Raw genomic sequence first — 24,720 nt, forward strand, 5'->3', positions numbered from 1 at the left:
CTTCGGCATGGGTCGCTCTCCTCCGTGCAACGGCGCCGTGTTCGGCGCCTCTCGATCAGACGTCGAACGGCACACGACCCGATCGACATCACGGCCGAACTTTTTTCCGAACGCGGCGGCGGACCGGCCCGCAGGCCATCCGATCCACGACATCGCCGCTGGTGAGGACGCTGGTGGAGACGCTGGACCCCAGAGCCGACGGACCGGGTCGCGGCCGGCCATCCGGCCTGTTTTCGCCACCTCGGCCCGCCCCGTCTCGCCCGACGGGTTCGGCTGCGTGAGGGGCGGGCCCTGTGGCGCCCTCGGCGGGCGCCGGGAAATGCAACGGGGCTGTCCATTTTTCGGCGAATTTTCGGTTGCGGTCAGCGGGCGGCCGAGACGCCGGGGGGACGCGTATCGGTCGGCGCAGGCGGGGAACGATAAATCGCATCCGTGTATCAACGCCGCGATCCGCGCCGGGGGCGGGAGAAGCGACCCGCCGGCCGGCGAACGATCGCCACGGTGGCATGCGCGCCCATTGCGGTCCCGTCCCCTTGACGCCGGGGACGGGAAATTTTCCCCAGCGGGCGGCGGTCCACTGTGGGAGCGCCGCCGATGTGGCGGCCCTGGCGGCGGCACCGCGGCCCTGGAGCTCCTCGGTGTGCTGGTCCGCCGCCCGCTGCCCGGCCGGGACACCACCCTCCGACCTGCGCACACGGCCGGGAAGAGGGGAATCTCGACTCCGCGCCGGTCCCCGGGCGGCCACCCGCGGACTCCGGGCCCGCACCGCCGGATCCACCGCCGGAAATCAACGGAAGCCAGCGGAAACCGGCGGAGGTCAGTGGAAATCGACGGGACCGGTGGTTGATCCGGGGCCGGTGAAATCCAGGAGAATCCACTGGCTTATCCGGTTTCACCATCGTCTATGAATTTATTCGATGGCAGAGACGCGACCTTTCATGCGACCGGGACAACGGTACCGGATGGGATTTCCGTCGATCCGCAATACAGAAACGGCGACTCCGCCGCATTCCATCCAGCGCGATCCGCCGACGGCGCCGCAGCGAAAAATGAGTCACGCCGGACGGATGTTCCGCCGCCCCGATCCCCGTCGGGGACACGGACGCCCGGCCTCCACCGGCGGAACCCTGGGTGGACCGCGTCGGGCCGGCAGCCGGTGCCGCACACGATCCGGCGGGCCGAACCGCCGCGGCGGAACCCGGCACCGCCACGGCCACCTCGGCGAAGATCACCGCGACCTCCGACGTCGGGCCGGATGCCGACGCGCCGGATCCGGCCACGGCCCGTCCACCGGAAGGCGCTGTTGGCCGACTCCGGCCGCCCACCCGGCAGGAGCGCCGCGATGATCGCGCGAATCAGGGGCGCCCGTCCGCCCGGCCGCCGGAAGCTCGCTTCATCAGGGCCTTTATCGATTCCTTATCGGCCATGCGCACGTCGCCGACACAGCGTGATCCTTCATGCAATACGCGCCACACGATCACGAAAACGTCCGTTTCCGCGTCCAATCACATGGTTTTAAGATCACCGTATCAACCCCAGTGAGAAAGTGACGCCGACCGGGTACACTTCATCGATAATTGCAACCCGTTCGACCGGCATACCGTCCATGCTCCAGGGTTGAAGACCAGCCGACCGCGCGACTTCCACTCGGCGAACCGGGATGGTGCGGCATGATCCAAAATCACGGGGAACACGGTCATGAGATTCAATATCCTCGGGTCCCTTGAAATATTCACCTCCGACAATAGACCCCTCCAGTTGAACGCGCCCAAGACCAGGCAGCTGCTCGTGCTCCTGTTGATCAGGAACAACGCGGTCGTGGGCGTCGACACGCTGATCGAGGAGCTCTGGGGTGACGAACCGCCGCGCAGCGCTCTGACAACGCTGCGCACCTACATCCACAACATCCGCCGGCTCCTGGCCGAAGATCCGGCATCGGCCGGGCGCGACCTTCTGGCGACACGGCAGGCCGGGTACGTGCTCCTCGTGGACGACGACCGCGTGGACGCGAAGGTGTTCGAACAGCTCGTCGAGAGCGGACGGGCGCGGCTGGAGGGCGGGGAACCGGAGGCGGGGGCGCGGGATCTCCGCGCGGCGGTGGCGCTCTGGCGCGGGCCCGCCATCGCGAACGACCGCTTCGGCGGCGTGCTCGGCGCGCACGCCATCCACCTGGAGGAGATGCGGATCCAGGCCATCCACCTGCGCATCACGGCGGAGAAGGCCCTGGGCCGGGATCAGGAGCTCATCCCGGAACTCCGGTCGCTCGCCGTGTCCCACCCCTACAACGAGGTGTTCCACGCCGAGCTCATCGAATCCCTCTGCCGGTCGGGCCGCCGGGCCGAGGCGTTGCAGGCGTACCAGCGGCTCCAGTCGAATCTCCACCGGGATCTCGGTATCGCTCCGGCGCCGGAGATCCAGCGGCTGCACGCGAAACTCACGAGCCACTGAGCAGCGCCGGCACCGGAGGACGCCCGCCGACGGCCGCGCGGATCCCCTTCCGAGCGCCGCCGCGGCAACGAGGCCGCTGGCGCGCACCGCACAGCGCCGGGGTGTCGTCGGCGGGGCCGGTCGGCCCCATCCGGCCCGATGCCTGCTTCGCGGCATCGGTGGAGCAGCGGCCCGGCGCGGCGCGATGGACGCGCCCGCGCCGGGCCCCGTCGACCCCGGTCAGATGGTGATCCGGTCACCGTCGAACGTGGTCAGGCTGAACGTGCCCTTCTCGTGGGTCGTGGGCTGCTGGTCGCGCAGGATCCCGATGGCGACCTGCTCCCCCACCCGGATGCCCTCCTGGTAGGTGCCCGGCCGCGCATGGACGCCGCTCATGCACCGGCCGGCGGCGATGTTGGCGGCTAGCTTGTTGAGTTCGCCGCCGATCGTGAGCCGGTCGGCGTCGGACCCCGTGTACGGCACCAGCGCCGTACCCGCACGGTCGGGGACGACGGGGTTCGGCAGCGGGCAGCTCTCGTTGAAGAACGCCTTGAGGACGGTCACGCACGCTCCCGCGACGACCAGGTGGCCGGCCGGGTACTCCGGGCTCATCGGCGACCCCATGCCCAGCGCCTGCGGGAGGAGGTAGGACCCGTGCTTCGCGCGGGTGCGGTCAAGGGCGCCGGACTCCAGCAGCTCGCGGTGGATCAGTCCGTCGTAGCGCCCCGGGTCGCGGCTGAGCTGGACCTCGATGCGGCCGCCGAACGCCTCGGGCCGGGCCCGCCGGTGGACGACGAACTGCTGGTACAGGTTCGCCTTCAGCGCCCGCGTGTCGACCTCCGCCAGCAGGGTGAGGACGTGCGGGCCCCCGAAGGTCGCGAACCCCGTCTGGCCCCTGGTCGTCCGGTACGGGTTGCCGGCGTCCAGCAGTTCGGAGTTCGGGATCCCGCTGCTCAACAGGATCAGGGCGGCGTTGAGGTAGGCCTGGTAAGCCTGGTCGAAGTGCACGTAGTGGGCGAGGTCCCGCGGCGTCTGGATGTAGCGGGTGGTGGAGTAGTCCCGTTCCACCCCCCGCGCCGCACCGCGCTGGACCGCCAGCCACTCCCCGAAATCGGTGGCGTAGTCGACGGGCTCGATCGTGTCCTGGCGCTGCACGATCGTGTGCGTGCCGAAGCGGACGTCGCGCAGCAGGAACTGGGAGAGGAAGGGACCGACCAGGTCGCCGCGCGAGGTGCCGCGGAACAGGGAGCGGGGCGTGACCCGGCCCCCCTGCTTCGGGCCTGCGTAGCCGGAGAACGACGACATCTCGTCCGCGGCCGCCCGCACCAGAGCGGGGGCGTCGTCGAATTCGACGAAGGGGACGTCGCGCAGCAGCGCCATCCAGTAGACCTCGCCGAGTTCGGCGGCGAACTCAGGGCTGTCCATACGCGGAGCCGGGGGGCACACCAGCCCGTGTGAATCAGGGCCCTCGATGTCCAGGCCGAACGCGCTCAGCGGATTGAGCTGCGGCCGGCCGTCGCGGAGGCCGCGCGGAACCCGCTCGAAGGCCGCGACGCTCGGGTCGGTCATCGCCCTGTCCCAGAGGGCGTAGGCGTCCAGGTCCACCTCGCCGTGCTCGTCGTGCGGCAGCCCCTTGGAGTAGGACGCCAGGTAGGGCTCCTCGTGCTCACCGTTGTCGCGGTGCCGGGGGAACAGGCTCTGGTAGGCGCGGTTGGCGGCCCGGATCCGGATCCGGTAGCCCGTGCCGCGCCGGAGGAAGCCGCTGCCGGCCAGGGCCGGGACCGCCACCGCGGTCCCGGCTTCGCCGTCGCGGTCGGGCGCCGTGGTCGCGACCCCCGCCACCGTGGTGTCCGGGTCGTCGACGATGGCGTCGGCCGGCCCCGCGGATCGGCCGCGGTTCGCGTTGTTCTGCATGGACGTCCTTTCATGTCGCGGCTCCCCGGCGAGGGAGCCGGAGAGGAGGGAGGAGAGGGGGAGGAGAGAACGATGCACGGCGCCGGCCCCCCGGTGACCGGGGGCGCACGGTGGCCGTTTCGGCCGGGGCGGGGCCGGGGTCCGGAGGCCGGCGGTCAGTGGCCCGTGCCGCGGAGCCGTCGCGGCCAGATCCCCTGCTTTCCCGGGGCCAGGATTCCGTTGGGGTCGAGCGCGTCCTTGATCCGCTCGCTCAGCCGCAGCAGGGCGTGGTCGTTGAAGCCGAAGGTGGCCGCCACCCGGTCCATGATCGAGGGGTGCGCGCGATAGGCGCCGTAGCCGCGCTCGGCGGCGCGGCCGATCAGCGCCTCGCACAGTTCAAGGGTGCGCCTGCGGTCGCCGGCCGCCTCGGTGTCGAACATCATGAGGTGGATCTGGTGCATCTCGCGCTCACCGAAGATGAAGTTGCCCATGTAGTCCTTGCCGAACTCGCGGTAGAGATCGCGGGCCAGCTCATAGAGCCCGAGCGCGTCCTCGCCGGTGGCGGGGGCCATGGGCGCGAAGTCGATGTGGCCGGCGTTGTCCAGCCACTGGAAGATGCCGGCGGTCTCCAGGTTGGGCCGGCCGGCCATGATCTCGGCGCGGGCGGCGAGAACGGGGCTGTCGTGCTCGCCGGCGAAGTGGAACCGCGCCCCCGGGATCGCGGAGAAGGCGTCGCGGACGACGGACCACTGGGCGTCCATCGACTCATCGGTTCCGTACAGGGCCCCGTAGAAGTTCCACATGCCGATGCGCTGGTCGGCCATGATCCGCCGCACCACGCTGTCCGGGATGGGGCCGTCGCCGGAGAAGTACGCCGATCTCGGCCCCTGCGCCGCGGCGTCGAGCAGCACGCTGCGCATGGAGGGCACGTGGGAGATCGTGCGGTCGAGGCGCAGCGGCCGCAGGATCTCGACGAACGGGCCAAGGTCCTCCTCGCGGGGCAGCGTGATCATGTACGCCCGGTACCCCGCCGGCTCCGGCAGCAGCCACAGGCCGATCTTCGTCACGACGCCGAAGTTGGACTGGGTGAACATCCCGTCGTAGGAGGGGCCGTAGCCGTAGGGGTACACCTGCGCGGTCCTGCTGCCGGGCAGCGCCCCCATACCCGTGCGCACGACCTCGCCGTCGGGCAGCACGACCTCCATCCCGCACTGGATCGCGAAGTGGTCGCTGTAGGGCGTGTAGCCCATCCCCCGTTCCAGGGTGTTGCCGAGGACGCTGCCCCAGCCCAGGTCCGGCACGTCCAGCCGGAAGCCGATGTCGTGCTCGTGCAGATGGGCGGCGAGGTCGATGAAGGTCACCCCGGGCTCGACCACGGCGAAGCCGAGCCGGTCGTCGACCTGGAGGATGCGGTTCATCCGCTTGAGGTCGAGCACGGCCGCACCAGGCAGGCGCGGCGCCGGCCCGCCGAAGCCGAGGTTCTTGCCGCGGGAGATCGGGGCCAGGGGGATCGAGAACCGGTTGGCGATCCCGACAGCGGCCCGGACCTCCTCGACCGTGGCCGGCAGGACGACCGCCGACGGGGAGAAGTGGTCGGCGTCCAGGACCGGGAACGGGTCGTTGTAGCCGGCGAGCTCCGGTCCGTCGGTCAGCACCCACGAGTCGCCGAGCGCTCGCCGGAACGCCTCGACCGCTGTCGCGAAACGCGTCCCGGAGACGCCGGGCGGGAGTCTGCGCGCCATGTGACGGTGTCCTCTCTGGGGCTCGACCGCTGCTGACCTGATGCGAGCCTGACGGAGAACGCCTGTGCCGGGAATGGCCGGTTGGGGTACCCGTTCGGGCGCCTCACGGGGGTGTCCCGTGGACACCGCCGACCGGGCAATTGAACGGCCGGCCCCCGCCGATCTAGGCTCGGCCCGCGGAATCGCCGCCGCCCGGACCTCCCGGTGCGGCGTGGCGGGAGGAGAAGCGATGCTGTGGGCCGTGCACTGCCTGGACGCCCCCGGATCGTCGGGGTCACGTGAGAGTGCGCGGGCCGCGCACTCCGCCCGGCTGCGCGCCCCCGGCGACGTGGTCCCCCTCGTCTACGGGCGGCTGATGAGCGACGACGGCACCGCCGCGGTCGGCAGCCTCCTCGTGGTCGCCGCCGAGGACCGGCACCGGGTGCAGAGCTACCTCGCCGACGACCCCTTCATCACCGAAGGCGTGTGGGCGGAAGTGCGGATCCACCCGTTCTCCGCGTCGGCGAACGCGCCGGTTCCGCTCGTCCGGGACTGACCCCCGGGCGTCCGGGAACGGGCGGCGGCCCCCTCTGCGCGGAAGGCCGCCGCCTCGGCCTCCCGGCCCCGTCCCCGGCGCGTACCGGCTCAGGCCGCGCGGCGGCGGCCGAGGGAGATCTCCGCGAGCCATACCGCGCAGGCGACCGCCGGGAAGGCCGCTCCCAGGACCGACACGCCGATCCACCCGTGGGCGGCATAGACGTAGGCGGACAGGGCGCTGCCGACCGACGCGGACAGGAAGTACGCGACCATGTAGGCGGTGTTGAGCCTGCTGCGCGCCTCCGGGCGGAGGGCGAAGATGAGGTTCTGGTTGTTGATGTGCGTGCCCTGGACGCCCATGTCCATCAGCACCACGCCGATGACCAGCGCCGCCAGGGAGGTCGCGCCCGCACCGATCAGCACGTAGGACAGCGCGGTGATCAGCACGAAGAAGCCGGTGGTCCACGTCGCCCAGCCGCGGTCGGCCAGCCGGCCGGCGAATTTGGCGGCCAGCGCGCCCATGACCCCGAACAGCGCGAACGCGCCGATCTCGGCGTTGTTCCAGTCGTAGGGGCGCTCCGCGAGCAGGAACCCCGCGCTCGTCCAGAAGACGCTGAACGTGGAGAAGGTCAGGGCGCCGTAGACGATGCGCAGCCGCAGCACCGGTTCTTCCCGCACGAGCCGGACCACCGACATCAGCAGCGCCGGGTAGCCCAGGCGCGTCGTCGGCACGACCGTCGGCAGCGTCCGCCACAGCACGACCGCGATGGCGGCGGAGAGCAGGGCGCCGAGGACGAACACCGCGCGCCAGCCGAAGAGCTCCGCCACCACTCCGGCGACGGTGCGCGACAGCAGGATGCCCAGCAGCAGCCCGCTCATCACGGTGGCGACCACCTGGCCCTGGCGGCCGTCCGCGGCGAGGACATGCGCGAACGGCACGATGACCTGCACGGCCACCGAGGTCAGCCCGACGATCGCCGCGGCGGCCCCGAGGATCGCCAGTGACGGGGCGGCCGCCATGGCGGCCATGCCGAGCGTCGCCGCGCCGAGGAGCACCGCGAGCAGGCGCCGCCGCTCGACCAGGTCGCCGAGCGGTACGAGGGTGGCCAGTCCGATCGCGTAGCCGATCTGGGTCACCGTGATCACCAGGCCGACCGCACCGGACCCGGACTCGAACACCTCGGCCAGCCGGTCCACCAGCGGCTGCGCGTAGTAGAGGTTGGCGATGACCGCACCCGTGGCGAACGCCATCATGGCGACGAGCGCCCGGCCGGCGGGCTGCGGTGGTGGCGGGGTCGACGGCGGCGCCGGCCGGACGTCCGCGGACGCCGATTCGCCCCGACCCGTTCCCGGACCGTCCGTCATGTCCGCCCGCCCCCCGTCGTTCCGCCGGAGCGCCGGCCGGAGCGCCGCAGCGCGCCGGCGCGGCCGGTCACGTCGCGCTCCCCGCCTGGACGGCCGGCAGGACCGGCCACCCGTTGCCCAGCGCGTGGTCGCGCAGCACCGGATCCTCGCCGACGACCGAGGGCCGGCCGACACGGGTCAGCATGTCCAGGTCCGTCGCGTGGTCGCCGTAGGCGGAGCAGCCGGCGGGGTCGAGGCCGAGTTCGGTCATCGTCCGCTGTACCGCGTCGGCCTTGGCCGCTCCGATCATGGGCTGCCGCACCTCTCCGGTGAGGATCCCGTCGTCGCCGGCGAGCGGCTCGGTGCACAGCACGAGGTGCGCCCCGAGATCCGCGGCGATCGGTTCGAGGCACCCCCGGAACGACCCGGAGACCAGCACGACCAGGTCGTCCGCCCGGCGGTGGGCGGCGAGCGCGTCGAGGCTCGCCGCCACGAAGGCCGCCGGCCGCTCGCGGTACTCCGCGTACCAGGCGCGCCCCGCGTCGGTCAGCTCCGCCATCGGCACCCCGGCGAAGAGCCGGTAGTACGCCCGGTTCACCTCGGTCCGCGGGAGCCCGCCATTGTGCGCCAGATCGCGCAGCCGCCCCGCGGTCTTTTCGTATTCGGTGTCGCCGCCGCCGTTCCGCTCCATCCAGTAGCGAAGGAAATCGAACATGCTCTTCGCGGTGATGACGGTCTCGTCGACGTCGAAGAACGCAGCCCGAAGCCGGGGTTTCATTTCTCCACCTCACCCTCCCCTGGTCCACGGTGGCCGTGCGGTGTCCGTTGCGGGCGGCACCCGCCCCGTATAACTGTGGCCAAGCACCGCCCGCCCGGCAAGGGTGAGGAGAGGTGGCCATATGGCTAGGCCGCGATCCCCGACCGGGATGCCCGTCCGGCCGGGCCATCCGGCCTAGCACGGGTGGGTGCTTCCCCGGCGTGCTTTCTTGGGGTGCTTGCCTGGGGACTTTCGAAATTCCGCGCGCGATCTAGGGTCGGTACACGACCGAGAACCGTCGTCCGACAATTCCCGGCCGATTCCTCATGGAGGGGAATGTGAGCCTTACTCTCATCGAGAAGATGAGCGCCTTCGCCGGCGCTGAAGCGATCGTTTTCAACGGCGCGGTCCACGAATACGGCGAACTGCTGCGCCTGGTCGCCGACTGGGACGCGTTCCTGGACGAGCACGAGGTGCGCCGCGGTGAGGTGGCGACGATCGAGGGTGTGTCGTCGCCGCTCGCCTGCGCGGGCCTGATCGCCCTGGCGGCGCGGGGCGCGATCGTCGTCCCCCTCACTCCGCTGCCGGAGGCCAAGCGGGAGGAGTTCCTCGACGTCGCATCGGTCGAGGTCGTCATCCGCGTCGACGACCGCGGGGTCCGGCGCTGCGAGCGCACCGGACGCACCGCGGCGCACGAGCTGTACGAGCGGCTGCGCGCGTCCGGCGGACCGGGGCTCGTGCTGTTCAGCTCGGGCACTTCGGGCCGGAGCAAGGCGTCCGTGCTCGACTTCGACGCGATGCTCGCGCGCTACCGCGACTCCGGCAAGGCCCAGCGGATCCTGTCCTTCCTCAACCTCGACCACATCGGCGGGATCAACACGCTCCTGCACACGCTCAGCACGGGCGGAACCGTGGTCACGGTGCCGGAGCGCTCCCCCGACACCGTGTTCGCCGCGATCGCCGAGCACCGGGTCCAGGTCCTGCCGACCACACCCACGTTCCTGAACATGGTGCTCATCTCGCGGGTCCACGAGCGGTATCCCACCGGCTCCCTGGAGCTGATCACCTACGGCACCGAGCCGATGCCGGAACAGACCCTCCAGCGCCTGGCGGCGGCCCTCCCGCAGGTCCGGCTGAAGCAGACCTACGGGCTGTCCGAACTCGGCATCCTGCCCACCCGGTCCAAGAGCAACGACTCGCTGTGGGTCAAGCTCGGCACCGCGGGCTTCGAGCACAAGATCATCGACGGGGTCCTGTGGATCCGCTCGGAGATGGCGATGCTCGGATACCTGAACGCCCCGGCGCCCTTCGACGAGGACGGCTTCTTCAACACCCAGGACCAGGTGGAGGTCGACGGCGACTACGTCCGCATCCTCGGCCGCACCTCCGAGATCATCAACGTGGGCGGCGAGAAGGTCTACCCCAGTGAGGTCGAGAGCGTCGTGCTGGAGGTCGACAACATCGCCGAGGCCACGGTGGCGGGCCGGCCCAGCCCGGTCACCGGCATGGTGGTCAAGGCGGTCGTGCGGCTGCACCTCGACGAGGACGCCCGGGCCGTCGCCCGCCGGGTGCGGGAGCACTGCCTGCGGCGCCTGGAGCCGTTCAAGGTCCCCGCCGTCGTCGAGGTATCGGCCCGGCCGCAGCACTCCGACCGCTTCAAGAAGATCAGGAACCCGGCGTGACCGCGCCCGCGGACGGCGCGGCGAAGGTCGCCGTCGTCACCGGCGGCAGCCGCGGGCTGGGCCGGATCATCGTCGAGCGGCTCCTCGGCCAGGGATGGCGGGTGGCCACGTTCAGCCGGTCGCGCGGCGCGTTCATCGAGGAGACCGCCGCGGCCGCGGGGGACGCCTTCCTCTGGCAGGCGGTCGACCTCAACGAGCCGCAGACCCTGCCGGAGGCGGTCGGGGCCGTCGTGCGCCGGTTCGGCCGGATCGACCTGCTGGTCAACAACGCCGGCGTGCTGCACCAGGACCTGTTCCTGACCATCCCGATGAAGACGATCGACACGCTGGTCACGACCAACCTGACGTCGCCGATCGTCCTGGCCCAGGCCTGCGCGCGGGCGATGACGCGTACCGGCGGCGGGGCGGTGGTGAACGTCTCCTCGATCAACGCCATCCGCGGCCACCGCGGGGTGGCGGTCTACTCGGCCGCGAAGGCCGGCGTCGACGCGCTCACCCGGAGCCTGGCGCGCGAGCTGGGCGCGGTGAACATCCGGGTCAACTCGGTCGTCCCGGGGTTCTTCGACAGCGAGATGACGACGCGGGTCACCGACGCCAACCGCGAGCGGATCCGCCGCCGGACGCCGCTCGGGCGGCTGGGCAGCGCCGACGAGGTCGCCGACACCGTGCTCTACCTGGCCTCGCCGGCGTCGTCGTTCATCACCGGACAGTCAATCGTGGTAGACGGAGGAATCACATGCTAGAGAAGACCATCGATGTCCGGGCCGCGATCACGGCCCGGATCCGCGACATCCTCGCCGAGGCCGGCGGTCCGGTTCGCGACGTCCCCGGCGGGCTGGCCCTTCACGAACTGGGCTTGAGCTCGCTCATGCTGGCGCGGCTGCTCATCGAGAACGAGGGCGTCTTCGAGGTGGACCCGTTCGCCGATGGCGACGTGCTCCTGTCCGACGTCGCGACCGTCGACGACCTGGTCTCGGTGTACGAGAACGCGCTCGCCGCGACCGCCCAGGCCGGCTGACCGGAGGACACCCATGGCTCACGACACGCTGGTCGTCGTCGGCGACCGCTTCGAGGAGTTCCTCGGCACCCGCGGCACGGTCTCGGTCTCGGCGCTGTCCGAGCGCCTGCGGTCGGGGGACGTGCCGCCCGGGTCCGTCGTCGTAGCGGGGCAGGGCATGTCCGCCGCGCAGCGTCACGAACTGGAGCGGCTCGCCGGTCCGGATGGTCCGGACGTCCGGATCACCGGAGGCGGCGCGAGGTCCGCGGGGCGGCGGCTCACCCACAAGCACGTGCCGAAGAACGAGATGATCACGGCGCCGGAGCGGGCCGGCGAGAACCGGTTCGTGGCGGCACTCCTGGTCGACGAGCACGCCGACACGCTGGAGGACCACCTCACCGGCCTGCACATACCGGGGATCGCGCTGACGGAGGCGGCGCGGCAGACGTGGACCGCGGTCACCGAACGCTTCTTCCTCGGTGAGGCGTCGCCGAAGGTCCGCTTCGTCCTCAGTTCGTTCTCCTCCACTTTTCACCGATACGTCTTTCCCTTGCCCGCGACCGTCGAGTACGCGCTGCTCCAGCGCACGGACAACGCGATGGAGCAGGTGTTCCGGTGCCTGGTCACCGTGCGGCAGAACAACGCCGTTGCGGCGGAGATCGAGGCGGAGTACCGGGTGATCGATGAGAGAATCTGCGCCAAGCAGGAGGCCATGGCCGCACGCGCCTCGGTCGGCGCCGCGCTGTCGCGGCACACCCGCGAAGGCGTCGACGCGGCGGCGGGCTGACCCCGGGCCGGCGCGCCGCGCATAGGCCGTCGGCGGGGCGGGGCGATCCGCGGATCGCGCCGCCCCGCCGGCGGCGTCCTCGCCCGCGCTCGGTAGCGCCTCCCGCACAGCGCGGATTGACAACGTCCCCGTACCGCACGACCCTGGTTCCAGACCGCTTTCCGGTTCCGGCCACCGGCCCCCTCCTCGACGGGGCACGCGCAGGCGCGTGACCGGCCCGAATGCACCGCGGCCGGTCGAGGACACGCCTCCGGCCGGCCGGTGCCCGCCGCGTCTCAACGCATACTCAACCCTTTACCAATGCCTCGGTGCTTATCTGGCCCGCGTCCGGCCGCCGAAGGCCGGACCGCGCATTCACGCACCGGCCGTTGGTCGCTCATACGGGGGGCACCAGGCGGCGCGACGGTAGGGGAGATGGCTTGCGATGGGCTTTCCATGTGTCACCGCGACGGCATTGCGGAGCGTCGTCTTAGCTGTCGGAAACGAACTTCAGCGCTATGGCATCGAGCGGATGCTGCAGTCCTTGCGGGAGATCGGCGAGCTCCGTGTGTGCAGCGACCCGACGGAGGCGGCCTCCGACGTCGGCCCGCGCACCGACCTCATCGTGGCCCTGCGGGAGATCGGTGAAGCGGCGGCGACGGCCCTGCACGGGGCGGCCGAGCGCGGAGCGACGATCCTGGTGCTGGTGGACGACGACGATCTCGGCGACCTCGGCCGCCTCGCCGACATCGCGGGCAGCGGGTTCCTGGCGATCGGCGACCTCAACACGCACTCGCTCCGCGACGCGATCACCCGCGTGCGGGTCGGGGAGGTGCCGATGTCGCCGCGCCTGGCCCGCGGCCTGATGGCCAGGGCACGCGAGACACCGGGCCGGGCCGTGGGCCCGGCTCCGGCCATACGGCTCACACCACGGGAGCGGCAGGTCATGGTGCTGCTCGTCGACGGGCTGAGCAACAAGCAGATCGCCCGGCGGCTGGGCATCTCGGTGCACGGGGCCAAGCGGCTGGTCGCCAACATCCTCGCGAAACTGGACTGCGCGACGCGGACCCTCGCGGTCGCCAAGGCCCTGCAAGAGGGCATCTACCAGCAGTACATCCGCGAGGACAGGGCAGGCTGACGTGGCGGGGCCGGCCGCCGGGGGGCGTCGACGCCGCTCTCCGGCCGGCGGGGCGGTGCCTTCGTGCCCTGCCGGCCGGCGCCGGTCGTGCCCGGGTGGTGAGTCCGCCCGGCGGAGCGGTCCGCAGGCGACCGCACAGGGGTCTTCGCCTGTCTCAGCAGACAGGCGACCGTGGCGGAAGGGGAGGAACGGACCGGCCCGCCGCCCCGTCGCGCTGATGGACCCGCGCCCGTCACACTGTGCCCACCCGCGAAGAACAGCGCCCACCCGCAAAGACCCGCCTTCCGGTCCCGCGATCCCCCGTCCCGAAGGAGGAAGCGTGTCCGACCCCACGGGCACCCTCGAAACCGAGTTGGCCAAGGCGATCGTGCAGACCATGGTGACGGGCGTCACCGAGCCGGTGAAGAAGGTGCCGGCGCTGTTCCGCCGCGGAACAGGCGGTCGGCACCGAGCTCGAACGGTCCGCCACCGCCCTCGAAGCCGCGTCGGAGCCGGGGCTGGAGCGGGAGGCGATCCGGCAGGAGGCGACCTGGGAGACGCGGCTGCGCGGATTCCTCACCGAGCACGGCGACCTGCGGGCCGCCATGGAGGAGCCGCTCGCCGAGCCGCGGACCGGGCTGTCCACGGCGGCCGCCCCCGGGCCGGCACGGCTGGGGACCTTCCTCGCCGATGCGCATCGCTGGGAGGTGCTGCGCCAACTCGGGGCGCACTACCGGTTCCGGCATGACACGCTGCTGCGTCACCTCAAGGAGCACCACGGACGAGACCGGTCGGCACGCACGTCGAAGACGCGGCCCGTTCCCTAGGTGTTGGGCAGCACGGCCGCCGCGATGACGACATTGTTGACGACGGTCGCGGTGACGGTGCGGGTGACCGCTTCGGCGGCGGCACCGGCTCCCCAGTTGCCCTGTTCGAGTTCCTTGGCGCGGGTGATCACGGGCGAGGTCCAGGGAATCTCCCGGTGGAACTGCGGGAGCGTCCCGCTTGCCGAGAGCAGCGCCGCGAGTGCCGCGACCCGGGCCTGCGGTTCCGCGCCTTCGACGAGCACGTCGCGGACGTCCTCGAGAAGGCGGGCCCGCCGCCCGCTCCCGTCGCCGTGGAGCACCGTCGTGGTGAACAGGCCGAGCGCCTTGCGGCTCTCGCGGCGGATGTCGCCGCGTTCGACGAGCCTGTCCAGGAGCGGGCCGCGCAACGTCGGCCCGATCGCGGCGAGGACCGTCTGGACGCCCCGGGGCTTCTCGGAGACGTAGTCCCACGCGGAGCGGAGGACGCCGTCCGACGGCGGGTGCTCCTCGACCGGCTCCAGCCGGGTCGTCCCGCCCCGGCCGGACTCGGTCCGCACGTGATCGCCGAGCGCGAGGTCGGCGAGCACCGCTCCCGCGAGGGTGTAGAAGAGCGTGTTCTCACCGGCGATGGTCCCGGTACGCGGCTGGAACAGGAGGAGCAGGAGATCCTCCGCCAGCGTCGGGGCCCCGAGCCGTTCCGCCCCGCCGGGCGTCCCGGTCTCGGCGTCGGCGGACGGCTCGTCGGAGTGCTCGGTCATCGGTCGTTCCTTTCGGTCGTCGATCGGTCGGTCGTCGATCGGGAACACGCCGGCGTCGCGAGGGAATCCCGCCACGGTTCGGGACGAGGGTCTCGATCGGATCCGCGGCGAGACTCCTCACGCTGGATGGCGCGGATGTCGCGATCCGTCTCGACTCGGCACCAGTACAGACCGTGTTCTCGGAACACGGTCAAGTCCTGCGGGCGGCGACCGCCGATCGGTGTCGTCGACCGCCTCGCTCGCCTCGCTCGCGGCGCGCAGCCGCTCGTGCGCGAGAACGCCGGCACGGCGGAGCACGTCGATCTGGGCGGGATTGTACAGCTCGATCAGCGCTTCGATGATCGTCTGCCGGGTGGCATGCTCGCTCTTCGTGAAGCGCGCCGCCGGATCGCTCAGCCAGGGGTAGTCGACGAGGTTCCGGGCGAGAATCGGCGCGAGCCGCTCTGCGAGGCGCTGCCGGGTCGCCTCGTCCGCGTCGGCCGGCATGGCGTTGATGTCGTCCCCGACGGTGTCGGTGTCGGCCTCGATCATCCGCCGCAGGTCCGACAGCGCGTCCTCGTCGTAGAACCGCGTGTAGATGTGGACGATCGAGCGGTCGGCCTGCGACAGGCGCGACGCGACGGACTCGAATCCCGCGGGCACATCGGCCGGCGCGCTGTCGGGCAGGATGGCCGCGATATCGGCGCGGGCCCGCTGCCGGCGCTCGATGCTCGCCGCGAGCTCCGCGTCGAGTGCCCGCAGCACGTCATGGGTGCGGTCGCCGCCCGCCGCCACCTCTCCGATCCGCGCGAGCGGAATCCCCAGCGCGGCGAGCCGCCGGATGCGCAGGAGGTGCACGAGGTCCGGCACGCCGTACTGCTTGTATCCGTTGTATCTGCGCTCGGGCTGGTCGAGCAGTCCGAGCCGGTGATAATGCCGGATGGTGTTCACCGTGGTGCCCGCCAGTTCGGCGAGCTCACGTGTGCTCCATGCCACGTCGTCTCCCTCCCGCGCTTACCGCGTGCACGTCGTCCATCGACCGGTGAGTTGTCCGGTCCCGATTCCCTCCGTCGTCGACGTGGGGGTGTGCGGTGGCGAGTGGCACCGTAACACCTCGGTACTGGGCGCACTTCCTCCCGGCGTGGCCGTGTTCCGAGGACAGGGCTTTCGCTTCGCGCGAGCGAGCGTGCGCACGTGAAGGCGCCGATTCCGCGGGCCGGCCCCGGCACGGCGGCCGCCTTCCCCGACGGATCAGCCGCCTTCCCGCCCGTTGCGCGCTCGGGCCATGGCGTCGATCCTCGGCGAGCGTGGAAACGCATCCAAGACCTCCCGATCCCCCGGCTCGGCCGGTCGCCCTCTCGGGTCTCCCATAGGGGCTGAACCGTGGGACCGAATGTGGGACCGGATTCAGACGGCGTTGACGGCACGGACCGCACCGCCGCGGTGGCCGTCCGGCGGCCCTCCGCGGATGCCGCCGACGCCGAGTACCTCGTCCGCGATCCGGCGGGGCAGGTCGGCGGAGGGTCCCCGCCGGTCGCGGGCGGCACGATCCCGTGACCGCTGCCGGGTCCGTGTCGGACCCGCGGTACCGGCGGACCGCGCAACCACGGATCAGCAGTCCCTGGATGCCCCCGGCGGCTTGGGCCATGGTCGGTATCCGAACGACACCGCGAGGAGCACGACCATGCCACGTCGACCGATCGACATCTCCGTCCCCGACCTCTCCGGAAAGCGCGCGCTCATCACCGGCGCCAGCGACGGCATGGGCCTGGGAATGGCCACACGGCTGGCGGCGGCCGGCGCGGAGGTGGTCATGCCCGTCCGCAACCCCCGCAAGGGCGCGAACGCGATCGCGCAGATCCGGGCGCAGGTCCCCGACGCGAAGGTCTCGCTGCGCGACCTCGACCTGTCCTCGCTGGAGTCGGTCGCGGCCCTCGGCACGACCCTGCTCGACGAGGGCGGGCCCATCCACCTCCTCATCAACAACGCCGGCGTGATGACCCCGCCGAACCGGCAGACCACCGCCGACGGGTTCGAGCTGCAGTTCGGCACCAACCACCTGGGCCACTTCGCCCTGGTCGCCCACCTCCTCCCGCTGCTGCGCGCGGGCCGCGCCCATGTGACCTCCCAGATCAGCGTCGCCGCGAGACGGGGCGCCATCAACTGGGACGACCTGAACTGGGAACTCTCGTACCACGGCTTCCGCGCCTACGGCCACTCCAAGGTCGCGTTCGGGCTGTTCGGCCTGGAACTGGACCGCCGAAGCAAGGCCCACGGCTGGGGCATCACCAGCAACATCTCCCACCCCGGAGTGGCCCCAACCAGCCTGCTGGCCGCCCGCCCCGAGCTGGGCCGCAGCGGAGACACCCCCCAGATCCGCCTGATCCGCGCGCTCTCCGCCCGCGGAATCCTGCTCGGCACCGCCGAGACCGCGAAACTGCCCGCCCTGATGGCCGCCACCGCTCCCGACGCCAAGCCCGGCGCCCTCTACGGGCCCAGCGGCCCCGGCAACCTCGGCGGCCCGCCCGCCGAACAACGGCTGTACTCCCCCCTGCGCAGCAGCGACGACGCCGCCCGCATCTGGCGGATCTCCGAACAGCTCACCAAGACCCCGATCCCCGCCGCCACCTGACGCCCTGGCGCTCCCGGCCCCCCGGGGGCCGCCTGTCCGCTGACGGCACCCCCGGAGCGGCCACCGGAATGCCGCCGGAATGGCCACCGCACCGCCACAGGAGCACTCACATGCGATCTGCCACCTGCGGGGACGAGCCGGCCGCGTCCGAGGTGCTCAGCGACATCGCGGTGGGCGACGACGCCCACGGCACTTCTCGCAGTACAAGCGCTCACATCGGCGCCTGACCGGATCACAGGGATCGACCGTCATGGCCCCGCCGGGCTCCCGCTCGGGCTCCGGGGGAGTCCCGAGGACCCCGGCCCGGTGCTCCGCGGGGCGTCGTGGGCGACGGCGGCCTCGGGGGCGAGCCCGGTTCCGGTCGTGAACGCCGCGGTGAAAGCGGGGTCGCCCAGGGCGGCCCGGGCGGTCGTGGTGATGCGGTCGACGTCGCCGCGTTCGGCGGGCGGCAGCGGGGCGCCGGCGGAGGCCCGGGCCGCGGCCGCCGCGCCCAGCAGTACGGCGGCGTGGCGGGGGTGCCCGGCCAGGGCCCGTGCACCGGCCAGTCCTTCCAGTGCCAGCGCCTCCGCCCGCGGGTCGCCGAGACCGCGCGCCGCGGCCAGCCCCTCCAGGTGCAGCGTCCGCGCCGCAGCGGCGTCGCCGCGCTGCTCGGCGATGAACCCGAGCTCCGCCAGTACCAAGGCGCCGCCCGGCCCGAAGGCCACCGCGCGGTACCAGTCGAGCAGGCCGCGCATCCGGGACTCGGCCGCGTCGAGGCGGCCTTCCCTGCGGTCCCCGAGGCCGAGGCCGATCTCGGCGTTCACCTCACCGGACCGGAAATTCTGCTCGCGGGCCAGGTCGCGGGCCCGCTCATGGAACGCCCGCGCCCGCGCGGCGTCGCCGGTCAGCAGGGCGACCCGGCCCAGCCCGCACAGCTGCTTGACCGCGTCCGTCCACAGCCCCAGCTCCTCGGACAGGCGCAGCCCTTCGCGGTACCGGCGGGCCGCCTCTGCGTGGTCGCCGGTGATCACGGCCAGTGTCGCCAACGGGAACACCGTCTGCACCTGCCCCCAGCCGTCGCCGAGCGCGCCGAACAGCCGCGCGCTCTCCCGCCCGTCGCGACGTGCCGACTCCAGGTCGCTCCGGGCCAGCGCGTGGCGGGCGCGCAGGCTCAGCGCCGCGGCGGTGCCCCAGGGATCGTCCAGCGCGCGGTAGTCCGCCAGGGCCCGGTCCACGAGGCGTTCGCTGCCTTCCAGGTCGAGGCCCATCTGCGCGAAGCCGAGGAACCACAGGGCCGCGGCGCGGTCGGCCGGCGAGCCGGTCCGCCCGTAGAGCGCGACGACCTCGCGGGCGTGCCGGGAGCCGGCGGTGCCGTTGCCCTCTAAGAGGGTGAAGCCGGCCCGCCAAGCGAGCGCCGCCGCGCGTGCCGCCGGCGCCCCGCCGTCCAGGGCCAGGGCCGACTCCACCGATCGGCGCGCCTCGATGAGCCGACCGCGCAGCACCCAGTACCAGGCCAGCGCGTTCACCAGCCGCAGCGCGGGCTCCGCCGCGCCCTCGTGGACGGCGTGCTCCAGCGCGCGGCGCAGGTTGGCGCTCTCGTCGTCCAGACGCTCCAGCCACGCGCGCTGGCCGGGGCCGCGCAGCAGCGGCCCGGCGCGTTCGGCCAGCCCGATGTAGTGGTCCCGATGGCCCTCCTGGACCGCGGGTAGCTCGCCGGCGTCGCGCAGCCGCTCGGCGCAGTACTCCTGGACCGACTCCAGCAGGCGGTACCGGGGGCCGGACGCGCGGTCGGCCAGGGTGACCAGCGACCGGTCCACCAACCGTCCCAGCAGGTCGAGCACGTCGCCGGGCCGCACCCCGCCACCCGCGCACACCGCCTCGGCCGCATCCAGGGCGCAGCCGTCGGCGTGCACCGCGAGCCTGCGCAGCACGGTTCGCTCGGCCGCCGTGAGCAGGTCCCAGCTCCAGTCGATGACCGCCCTCAGTGTGCGCTGCCGCTCCGGGGCGTCGCGGTAGCCGTCCACCAGGAGCCCGAACCGGTCGTCCAGTCGGGCCACCAGCCCGTGGACGCCCAGCGTGCGGACCCGCGACGCGGCCAGCTCCACGGCCAGCGGGATCCCGTCCAACCGCCGGCACAGCGCGGCGACGACCGCCGCGTTGCCGCTGTCGAGCGTGAAGCCGGGCGCGTCCGCGGCCCGAGCCAGGAAGAGGCGGACGGCGGCGAATCCGCGCAGGGCCGCCGGATCGGCATCGGCGTCGGGGGGCGGGGTCTCCAGGGGCGGGACGGCGCGCACCAGCTCCCCGCCGAGCCTGAGCGGTTCCCTTCCGGTCGCCAGGATCCGCAGGCCGGGAGCACCGCGCAGCAGCCGCTCGGCCAGCCGTGCGACGGGGGCGACGACGTGTTCGCAGTTGTCCAGGACGAGGAGCAGCCGCCGGTCCCGCAGCGCGTGCGCCAGCCGGTCGGCCATAGCGCGCGGCCCGCCCTCGTGCGAGGGGCTCGGCCCGGTCTCACGGATGCCGAGGATCGCCAGGACCGCCTCCGCCACGGTGCACAGCACCTGCCCCTCGTCAGCAGGGGCGATCCCGGCGAGTTCGACGAGCCACACCCCGTCGGGGTAGGCGCCGGCCAGCCGCGCCGCGGTCTCCACCGCCAAGCGGGTCTTGCCGACCCCGCCCGGGCCGGTGAGGGTGACCAGGCGGCCCGACTCCAGCAGGTCCCGGGTGCCGGCGATATCGGCGTCCCGTCCGATCAGGTCGGCGACCGGTGCGGGCAGGTTCGTCCGGTGGCGTGCGGGGGCGGCGGCCAGGTCCGGGTCCTGCCGCAGGATCGCCTCGTGCAGGGCGGCGAGGTCGGCGCCGGGGTCGGCGCCCAGTTCCTCGGCGAGATGGCGGCGCAGGTCGGCGTAGCCGGCCAGCGCCTCCTCCTGCCGCCCGGCGCGGTAGAGGGCGCGCATGTGTACGGCGCGGAGCCGTTCCCGGTGCGGGTGGCCGACCACCAGGGCGCCGAGTTCCGCGGCCAGCTGCCCGTGCTCGCCCAGCTCCAGCCGCGCTTCGGCGAGATCCTCCAGCGCGAGCAGCCGGCCCTGCTCCAGGCGGGCCGCGGCGGACAGGACGAACGGCTCCTCGGCGAAGTCTGAGAAGGCCGGGCCGCGCCACAGCTCCAGCGCCTCGGTGAGCAGGGCCGCACGCGACCGGACGTCGCCCGTTGCGCGGGCCCGTTCGGTCAGGACGGCGAACCTGGACGCGTCGACGTCATCAGGCCCGGTCCGCAGCAGATAGCCCCCCGCCTGCGCCACGACGGACCGGCCGCCGTCGGGCTCGGCGTCGGCCAGTGCCCGACGCAGCCGCGCGACCTTGCCTTGGAGCGCGTTCCCGGGGTGGCGCGGCGGGTCGTCGCCCCACAGGTCGTCGATCAGCCGGCCGGCCGGGACGGGACGCCCCGGGGCCGCCAGCAGGGCGGCCAGCAACGCCCGCACCTTCAACTGGGGGACCGGGACGGGGGCGCCGGCGGCCGTCCGCACTTCGAGCGGGCCGAGCACGCCGAATCGCATGCCGTGAGCATATCCGCGCCGTGCCGCCGGTGCGGGCGGGCCGTCGCCGGCACCGGCACCGGCAGTGGACCGGCAGCCGATCGGCAGCGCCGCCCGGCAGAGTCGGCCGTGTCGTGAGCGACCGGCATCGGGCCGGTCGGCGAGAACACGGAAGGACCACCACCATGGACACATCGGCGAAACCGGCCGTCACCGTCCTCGGCCTCGGGAACCTCGGGCGGGCGGTGGCCGGCGCCTTCCTCCGCAACGGCCACCCCACCACGGTGTGGAACCGGTCGCCGGACAGGGCCGATGCCCTTGCGGCCGAAGGCGCGGCCGTCGCCGCCACGGCCGCCGGAGCGGTCGCGGCCGGCGACCTGGTCATCGCGGTCGTGATCGACCACCCGGCGCTGGACGCGATCCTCGACGCCGCCGACGGCGCGTTCGCCGGCCGTGTCCTGGTCAACCTCACCTCCGGCACACCGGACGTCGCGCGCAAGGCGGCCGCGCGGATCGCCGGGCAGGGCGGCACCTACCTCGACGCCGCGGCCCTGGCCGTGCCCGAGACGATCGGCACCCCCGAGGCGACGATCCTGTTCAGCGGCGACCCCGGCGCCTATGCGGCCCACCGCGAACGCCTGGACCTGCTGGGCACCGGCCGGCACGTCGGCGCCGCCCCGGAGACCGCGTCGGTGTACGACGTGGCGGTGCTCGCCGGGATGTACGGGATGTTCGGCGGCTTCTTCCAGAGCGTCGCCCTCGCCGAGTCCTCGGGGATCACGGCGGCCGAGATCACCGGCGTCCTGGTGGGGTGGCTGGCGGGGGCCGCCGCGGTCCTGCCGCAGTTCGCCCAGGAGATGGACGTCCGCGAATACGACACCGAGACGTCGACCCTGAACATCAACCAGTGGGGGATCGACGCCATTCTCGCGGCCGGGAAGGCGCAGGGGGTCGGGTTCGACAGCCTCACACCGCTCAAGGCCCTGATCGACCGGCAGGTGGCCGAGGGCCACGGCGGCGCCAGCCTCTCCCGCGCGATCGAGTCGATCCGGGCGGAGGCACGGTGAGCGGGCCGGGCGGATATGCGGGAAAGAACGCCGTGGTCATCGGCGGGACGCACGGCATGGGGCGGGGCGTGGTCGACGCGCTCCTGAACGGCGGCGCGCGGACGCTGCTGACCGGGTACGACGAGCGCAACATCGAATCGGTCCGCGGGACGCTCGGCGCCGCGGTGCACGCCGTCCGCTCCGACATCGCGAGCCCGGCCGACATCGACGCGCTGGGCGACCTGGTCGAGGCGGAGTTCGGCACCGTCGACCTCCTGCTCGTCAACGCCGGCGTGGCCAGCATCGAGACGCTGGAGGAGGTGACCGAGGCCAGCTACGACCGCACGTTCGACGTCAACACCAAGGGCGCCTTCTTCACCGTGCAGCGCCTGGCCCCACTGGTCGCCGACGGCGGAGCGATCGTCTTCAGCACCTCGGTGGCGAACTCGATGGGCTACCCCGGGATGTCGGCCTACTCGGGGGCGAAGGCGGCCGTCGCCTCGTTCGCCCGCTCCTTCGCCGCGGAGCTGCTGCCCCGGAACATCCGGGTGTACGCGGTCAGCGGCGGCTACATCGACACCCCGACCATGGCCGTCGCGTCGTGGACCGACGCCGAACGGGCCGCCTTCAAGAAGGAGGGGGACGCCACCACTCCGATGCGGCGGCACGGGACGGTCGAGGAGTTCGCGGCGGCGGTGCTGTTCCTGGCGTTCGAGGCGACGTTCACGACGGGGATCGAGTTCCCCGTGGACGGCGGCCTCGGCCAGGGGATCATGGCCGGGACCTGACCGCCGGCCCGCGCCGGCCCCGGCCGCTCGCCGGGGCCGGATTCGCCCGCCCTTCGGGGGATTGACGCGCCGTCAACGTTTAATTACTGTCGGGTAAATTACCGGCCGGAAACACCGGGCGGTAACCTCCACTCCCCCACACGGAGGTAAGCGCAGTGACCCGCACCTTCTCCCCCCTCTCCCCCAGACCCGTCGGCGTCCTCCTCGGCGCTCTGGCCCTGACCGCCCTCGCCGCAAGCCCCGCCGCCGCGGCCGAAGGCCGCGTGGACGGCACGATCTCGGCCGAAGGCCAGTCGTGCAGCTGGACCGACGGGATCACCAGCGACCAGGCTCCCAACGGCCTCACCGTCGACCGCACCAGCATCAACCCGTCCGGCGGCAACCTCACCTGCGAGGGCAGCACCACCGCGGCCCTCAACAACGATCCGAACGTGTCCTTCGACGACTCCGCGGGCACCCTCACCGCGGACCTGCTGGACATCTCCGTGACGATCATCGGCATCACCTGCCGCTACCAGGCGGTCGACCTGCCGGTGGAGCGCGAGGGCGACACCCGCACGTACAGCACCACCGCCGACATCCCGCTGTACGACGGCAGCTTCCTGTGCCCCGACCCGGCGTCCGTTGACGCCACCTTCACGTTCCGCTGATCCGCTCACGACACGACGATGGCGGTCGCCCGCTGATCCTCCGGTCCCCGACAGCGCGAACCGGACCGTCACCGACGGTGACGCGGTCGCGACATCCGGGGCCCGGCCCCAGCGGCTCCGCCATCGTCGGGTGGGACCCCGGAAGGGGTCCCACCCCCTGCCGGCGGGGTCACCGTCGTCCGTGCGGGCAGTGGGCGTCCGGCCGGGGGGCCGGGGTCATCCGTGGAGGGCCTGCACGCCGACGACGGAGAGGAGCCGCAGCTTTTCGTGGCTCTCGGTGCCCGGGACGGCGGTGTAGACGAACAGGCGGTGCGACTGGTGGGGGTCGAGCAGCGTCTGGCAGTTCAGTTCCAAGGCGCCGACCTTGGGGTGGATGAAGCGTTTGACCTCGCTGGGGTGGACGCCGATCTCGTGCTCGTCCCAGAGGCCGCGGAACTCCTCGCTCTGTTCCAGGAGGAGATCGGCGTAGTGCGCCGCCCGGGAGCCGGGGCCCCGCAGCGTGGCGATCTGGCGCAGGCCGGAGGCGTACATCCGGGAGAGCAGCGAGTGGTCTTGGGGTGCGTACAGCTCCCGGGTGCCAGGGTCGGTGAACCAGCGGTAGCCCTTGCTGCGCGCCGGGCCGGTGTAGTGGGTCGTTTCGCCGGTGAGTGCGACGCCGAGCGGGCTCTGGCGCAGCGTCTCCCCGAGTTCGGTGACGATCTCGGCGGGGGTGTCGTCCAGGCGGTCGAGGATGCGCAGCATGCCGGGGCTGATGTGCTCGCTGACCACGCCGCGGGCGGGCGGGTTGTGCCCGGCGAGGCGGAACAGGTGGTCGCGCTCGTCGAGGGAGAGGTGCAGGCCCTGCGCGATCGAGGCGATCATCTGCACGGACGGCCGCGGGCCGCGCTCCCGCTCCAGGCGGGTGTAGTAGTCGGTCGACATGTGGCAGAGCGCGGCGACCTCCTCGCGGCGCAGCCCGCTGGTCCTGCGGCGCTGCCCGCGCGGGAGGCCGGCGTCCTCGGGCTGCAGCGACTCCCGGCGGCGCCGGAGGAAGGCCGCCAACCCGGCTCGATCGATCACCATGCGTCTCCTCCCGCGGTACGGCTTCCTTTCTACCGCCCGGCCACCGCGGCGACCACGGATCGTCGGTCCCCCCTTTCCAGCGGAGGGGCCGCCCCGTGATCCTCGGATCGGGGGGCGAGGAGGCGCGCGGCCCGGGACCGCGTTCGCCGCCGGGGTCCGTCATCCGGACGATCTCGCGACCCGACAACCCCGAGTCGTGCTTCTCGGGGTTCAGCGGTGCGTCCCGGGAACCGGGCATGCCGGGCGGCC

20 protein-coding genes are annotated in these 24,720 nt (G+C 72.6%); 12 read left to right on the plus strand and 8 right to left on the minus strand.

Annotated elements, in window-relative coordinates; genetic code table 11:
- Window positions 1–1,698: 1,698 nt before the first annotated feature.
- Entirely contained in the window at window positions 1,699–2,448 is a 750-nt protein-coding gene (locus ACFO4E_RS25080; RefSeq protein ID WP_378578852.1) for an AfsR/SARP family transcriptional regulator, read from the plus strand.
- Between the two features lie 219 nt (window positions 2,449–2,667).
- Here the strand turns inward: ACFO4E_RS25080 and ACFO4E_RS25085 are convergent, their stop codons facing one another.
- Together ACFO4E_RS25085 and ACFO4E_RS25090 are read right to left on the minus strand one after the other, a co-directional pair.
- Complete coding sequence (locus ACFO4E_RS25085) at window positions 2,668–4,341, minus strand: vanadium-dependent haloperoxidase (RefSeq protein WP_378578854.1); 1,674 nt, start codon at window positions 4,339–4,341, stop codon at window positions 2,668–2,670.
- A gap of 155 nt (window positions 4,342–4,496) precedes the next feature.
- A complete protein-coding gene (locus ACFO4E_RS25090) occupies window positions 4,497–6,062 on the minus strand; it encodes an FAD-binding oxidoreductase (RefSeq protein WP_378578856.1) in 1,566 nt (521 codons plus the stop codon).
- A gap of 229 nt (window positions 6,063–6,291) precedes the next feature.
- Here ACFO4E_RS25090 and ACFO4E_RS25095 point away from each other — a divergent pair, with 229 nt between their 5' ends.
- The gene (locus ACFO4E_RS25095) at window positions 6,292–6,597 is read left to right on the plus strand and encodes a YciI family protein (RefSeq protein ID WP_378578858.1); all 306 of its coding nucleotides are present in this window, start codon (window positions 6,292–6,294) and stop codon (window positions 6,595–6,597) included.
- Window positions 6,598–6,686: 89 nt separating this feature from the next.
- On the opposite strand, the gene ACFO4E_RS25100 is transcribed toward ACFO4E_RS25095, so the two are convergent.
- On the minus strand, window positions 6,687–7,943 hold the full coding sequence (locus ACFO4E_RS25100) for an MFS transporter (RefSeq protein WP_378578860.1): 1,257 nt from the start codon (window positions 7,941–7,943) through the stop codon (window positions 6,687–6,689).
- A 67-nt stretch (window positions 7,944–8,010) separates the two neighbouring features.
- Complete coding sequence (locus tag ACFO4E_RS25105; protein WP_378578862.1) at window positions 8,011–8,700, minus strand: HAD family hydrolase; 690 nt, start codon at window positions 8,698–8,700, stop codon at window positions 8,011–8,013.
- A 317-nt stretch (window positions 8,701–9,017) separates the two neighbouring features.
- Here ACFO4E_RS25105 and ACFO4E_RS25110 point away from each other — a divergent pair, with 317 nt between their 5' ends.
- The 6 genes from ACFO4E_RS25110 to ACFO4E_RS25135 all read left to right on the plus strand — a co-directional run bounded on the left by ACFO4E_RS25110 (window position 9,018) and on the right by ACFO4E_RS25135 (window position 14,068).
- Entirely contained in the window at window positions 9,018–10,361 is a 1,344-nt protein-coding gene (locus ACFO4E_RS25110; protein ID WP_378578864.1) for a class I adenylate-forming enzyme family protein, read from the plus strand.
- Window positions 10,358–11,104: an SDR family NAD(P)-dependent oxidoreductase gene (locus ACFO4E_RS25115; protein WP_378578866.1), complete on the plus strand. Its 747-nt coding sequence runs from the start codon at window positions 10,358–10,360 to the stop codon at window positions 11,102–11,104. The genes ACFO4E_RS25110 and ACFO4E_RS25115 overlap by 4 nt, the downstream gene beginning before the upstream one ends.
- Window positions 11,098–11,379, plus strand: a complete 282-nt coding sequence (locus ACFO4E_RS25120) for a hypothetical protein (protein ID WP_378578868.1) — start codon at window positions 11,098–11,100, stop codon at window positions 11,377–11,379. The genes ACFO4E_RS25115 and ACFO4E_RS25120 overlap by 7 nt, the downstream gene beginning before the upstream one ends.
- A 13-nt stretch (window positions 11,380–11,392) precedes the next feature.
- Window positions 11,393–12,145, plus strand: a complete 753-nt coding sequence (locus ACFO4E_RS25125; protein ID WP_378578869.1) for an AfsA-related hotdog domain-containing protein — start codon at window positions 11,393–11,395, stop codon at window positions 12,143–12,145.
- 511 nt (window positions 12,146–12,656) lie between these two features.
- Window positions 12,657–13,262 carry a helix-turn-helix transcriptional regulator gene (locus ACFO4E_RS25130; protein ID WP_378578871.1) on the plus strand — a complete coding sequence of 202 codons (606 nt, stop codon included), beginning with the start codon at window positions 12,657–12,659 and terminating at the stop codon, window positions 13,260–13,262.
- A 584-nt stretch (window positions 13,263–13,846) separates the two neighbouring features.
- Window positions 13,847–14,068 carry a hypothetical protein gene (locus ACFO4E_RS25135; RefSeq protein ID WP_378578873.1) on the plus strand — a complete coding sequence of 74 codons (222 nt, stop codon included), beginning with the start codon at window positions 13,847–13,849 and terminating at the stop codon, window positions 14,066–14,068.
- Here ACFO4E_RS25135 and ACFO4E_RS25140 read toward each other — a convergent pair.
- Entirely contained in the window at window positions 14,065–14,805 is a 741-nt protein-coding gene (locus tag ACFO4E_RS25140; RefSeq protein ID WP_378578875.1) for a GOLPH3/VPS74 family protein, read from the minus strand. The genes ACFO4E_RS25135 and ACFO4E_RS25140 overlap by 4 nt on opposite strands.
- A gap of 117 nt (window positions 14,806–14,922) precedes the next feature.
- Complete coding sequence (locus tag ACFO4E_RS25145; protein ID WP_378578877.1) at window positions 14,923–15,780, minus strand: MerR family transcriptional regulator; 858 nt, start codon at window positions 15,778–15,780, stop codon at window positions 14,923–14,925.
- Between the two features lie 688 nt (window positions 15,781–16,468).
- Between ACFO4E_RS25145 and ACFO4E_RS25150 the strand changes: the two genes are divergently transcribed.
- Window positions 16,469–17,416 carry an SDR family oxidoreductase gene (locus ACFO4E_RS25150; protein WP_378578879.1) on the plus strand — a complete coding sequence of 316 codons (948 nt, stop codon included), beginning with the start codon at window positions 16,469–16,471 and terminating at the stop codon, window positions 17,414–17,416.
- A 248-nt stretch (window positions 17,417–17,664) separates the two neighbouring features.
- On the opposite strand, the gene ACFO4E_RS25155 is transcribed toward ACFO4E_RS25150, so the two are convergent.
- On the minus strand, window positions 17,665–20,946 hold the full coding sequence (locus tag ACFO4E_RS25155; RefSeq protein ID WP_378578881.1) for a BTAD domain-containing putative transcriptional regulator: 3,282 nt from the start codon (window positions 20,944–20,946) through the stop codon (window positions 17,665–17,667).
- A gap of 164 nt (window positions 20,947–21,110) precedes the next feature.
- Here ACFO4E_RS25155 and ACFO4E_RS25160 point away from each other — a divergent pair, with 164 nt between their 5' ends.
- The 3 genes from ACFO4E_RS25160 (at window position 21,111) to ACFO4E_RS25170 (ending at window position 23,409) form a co-directional block, all read left to right on the plus strand.
- Window positions 21,111–21,992, plus strand: a complete 882-nt coding sequence (locus ACFO4E_RS25160) for an NAD(P)-dependent oxidoreductase (protein ID WP_378578883.1) — start codon at window positions 21,111–21,113, stop codon at window positions 21,990–21,992.
- Window positions 21,989–22,759 carry an SDR family oxidoreductase gene (locus ACFO4E_RS25165; protein ID WP_378578886.1) on the plus strand — a complete coding sequence of 257 codons (771 nt, stop codon included), beginning with the start codon at window positions 21,989–21,991 and terminating at the stop codon, window positions 22,757–22,759. The genes ACFO4E_RS25160 and ACFO4E_RS25165 overlap by 4 nt, the downstream gene beginning before the upstream one ends.
- Window positions 22,760–22,914: 155 nt before the next feature.
- A complete protein-coding gene (locus ACFO4E_RS25170; protein WP_378578888.1) occupies window positions 22,915–23,409 on the plus strand; it encodes a hypothetical protein in 495 nt (164 codons plus the stop codon).
- Between the two features lie 216 nt (window positions 23,410–23,625).
- Here the strand turns inward: ACFO4E_RS25170 and ACFO4E_RS25175 are convergent, their stop codons facing one another.
- The gene (locus ACFO4E_RS25175; RefSeq protein WP_465263143.1) at window positions 23,626–24,471 is read right to left on the minus strand and encodes a helix-turn-helix transcriptional regulator; all 846 of its coding nucleotides are present in this window, start codon (window positions 24,469–24,471) and stop codon (window positions 23,626–23,628) included.
- Between the last annotated feature and the right edge of the window lie 249 nt (window positions 24,472–24,720).

This window comes from Nocardiopsis mangrovi, from assembly GCF_042653925.1.
GTDB classification, from domain to species: Bacteria; Actinomycetota; Actinomycetes; order Streptosporangiales; family Streptosporangiaceae; genus Nocardiopsis_B; species Nocardiopsis_B mangrovi.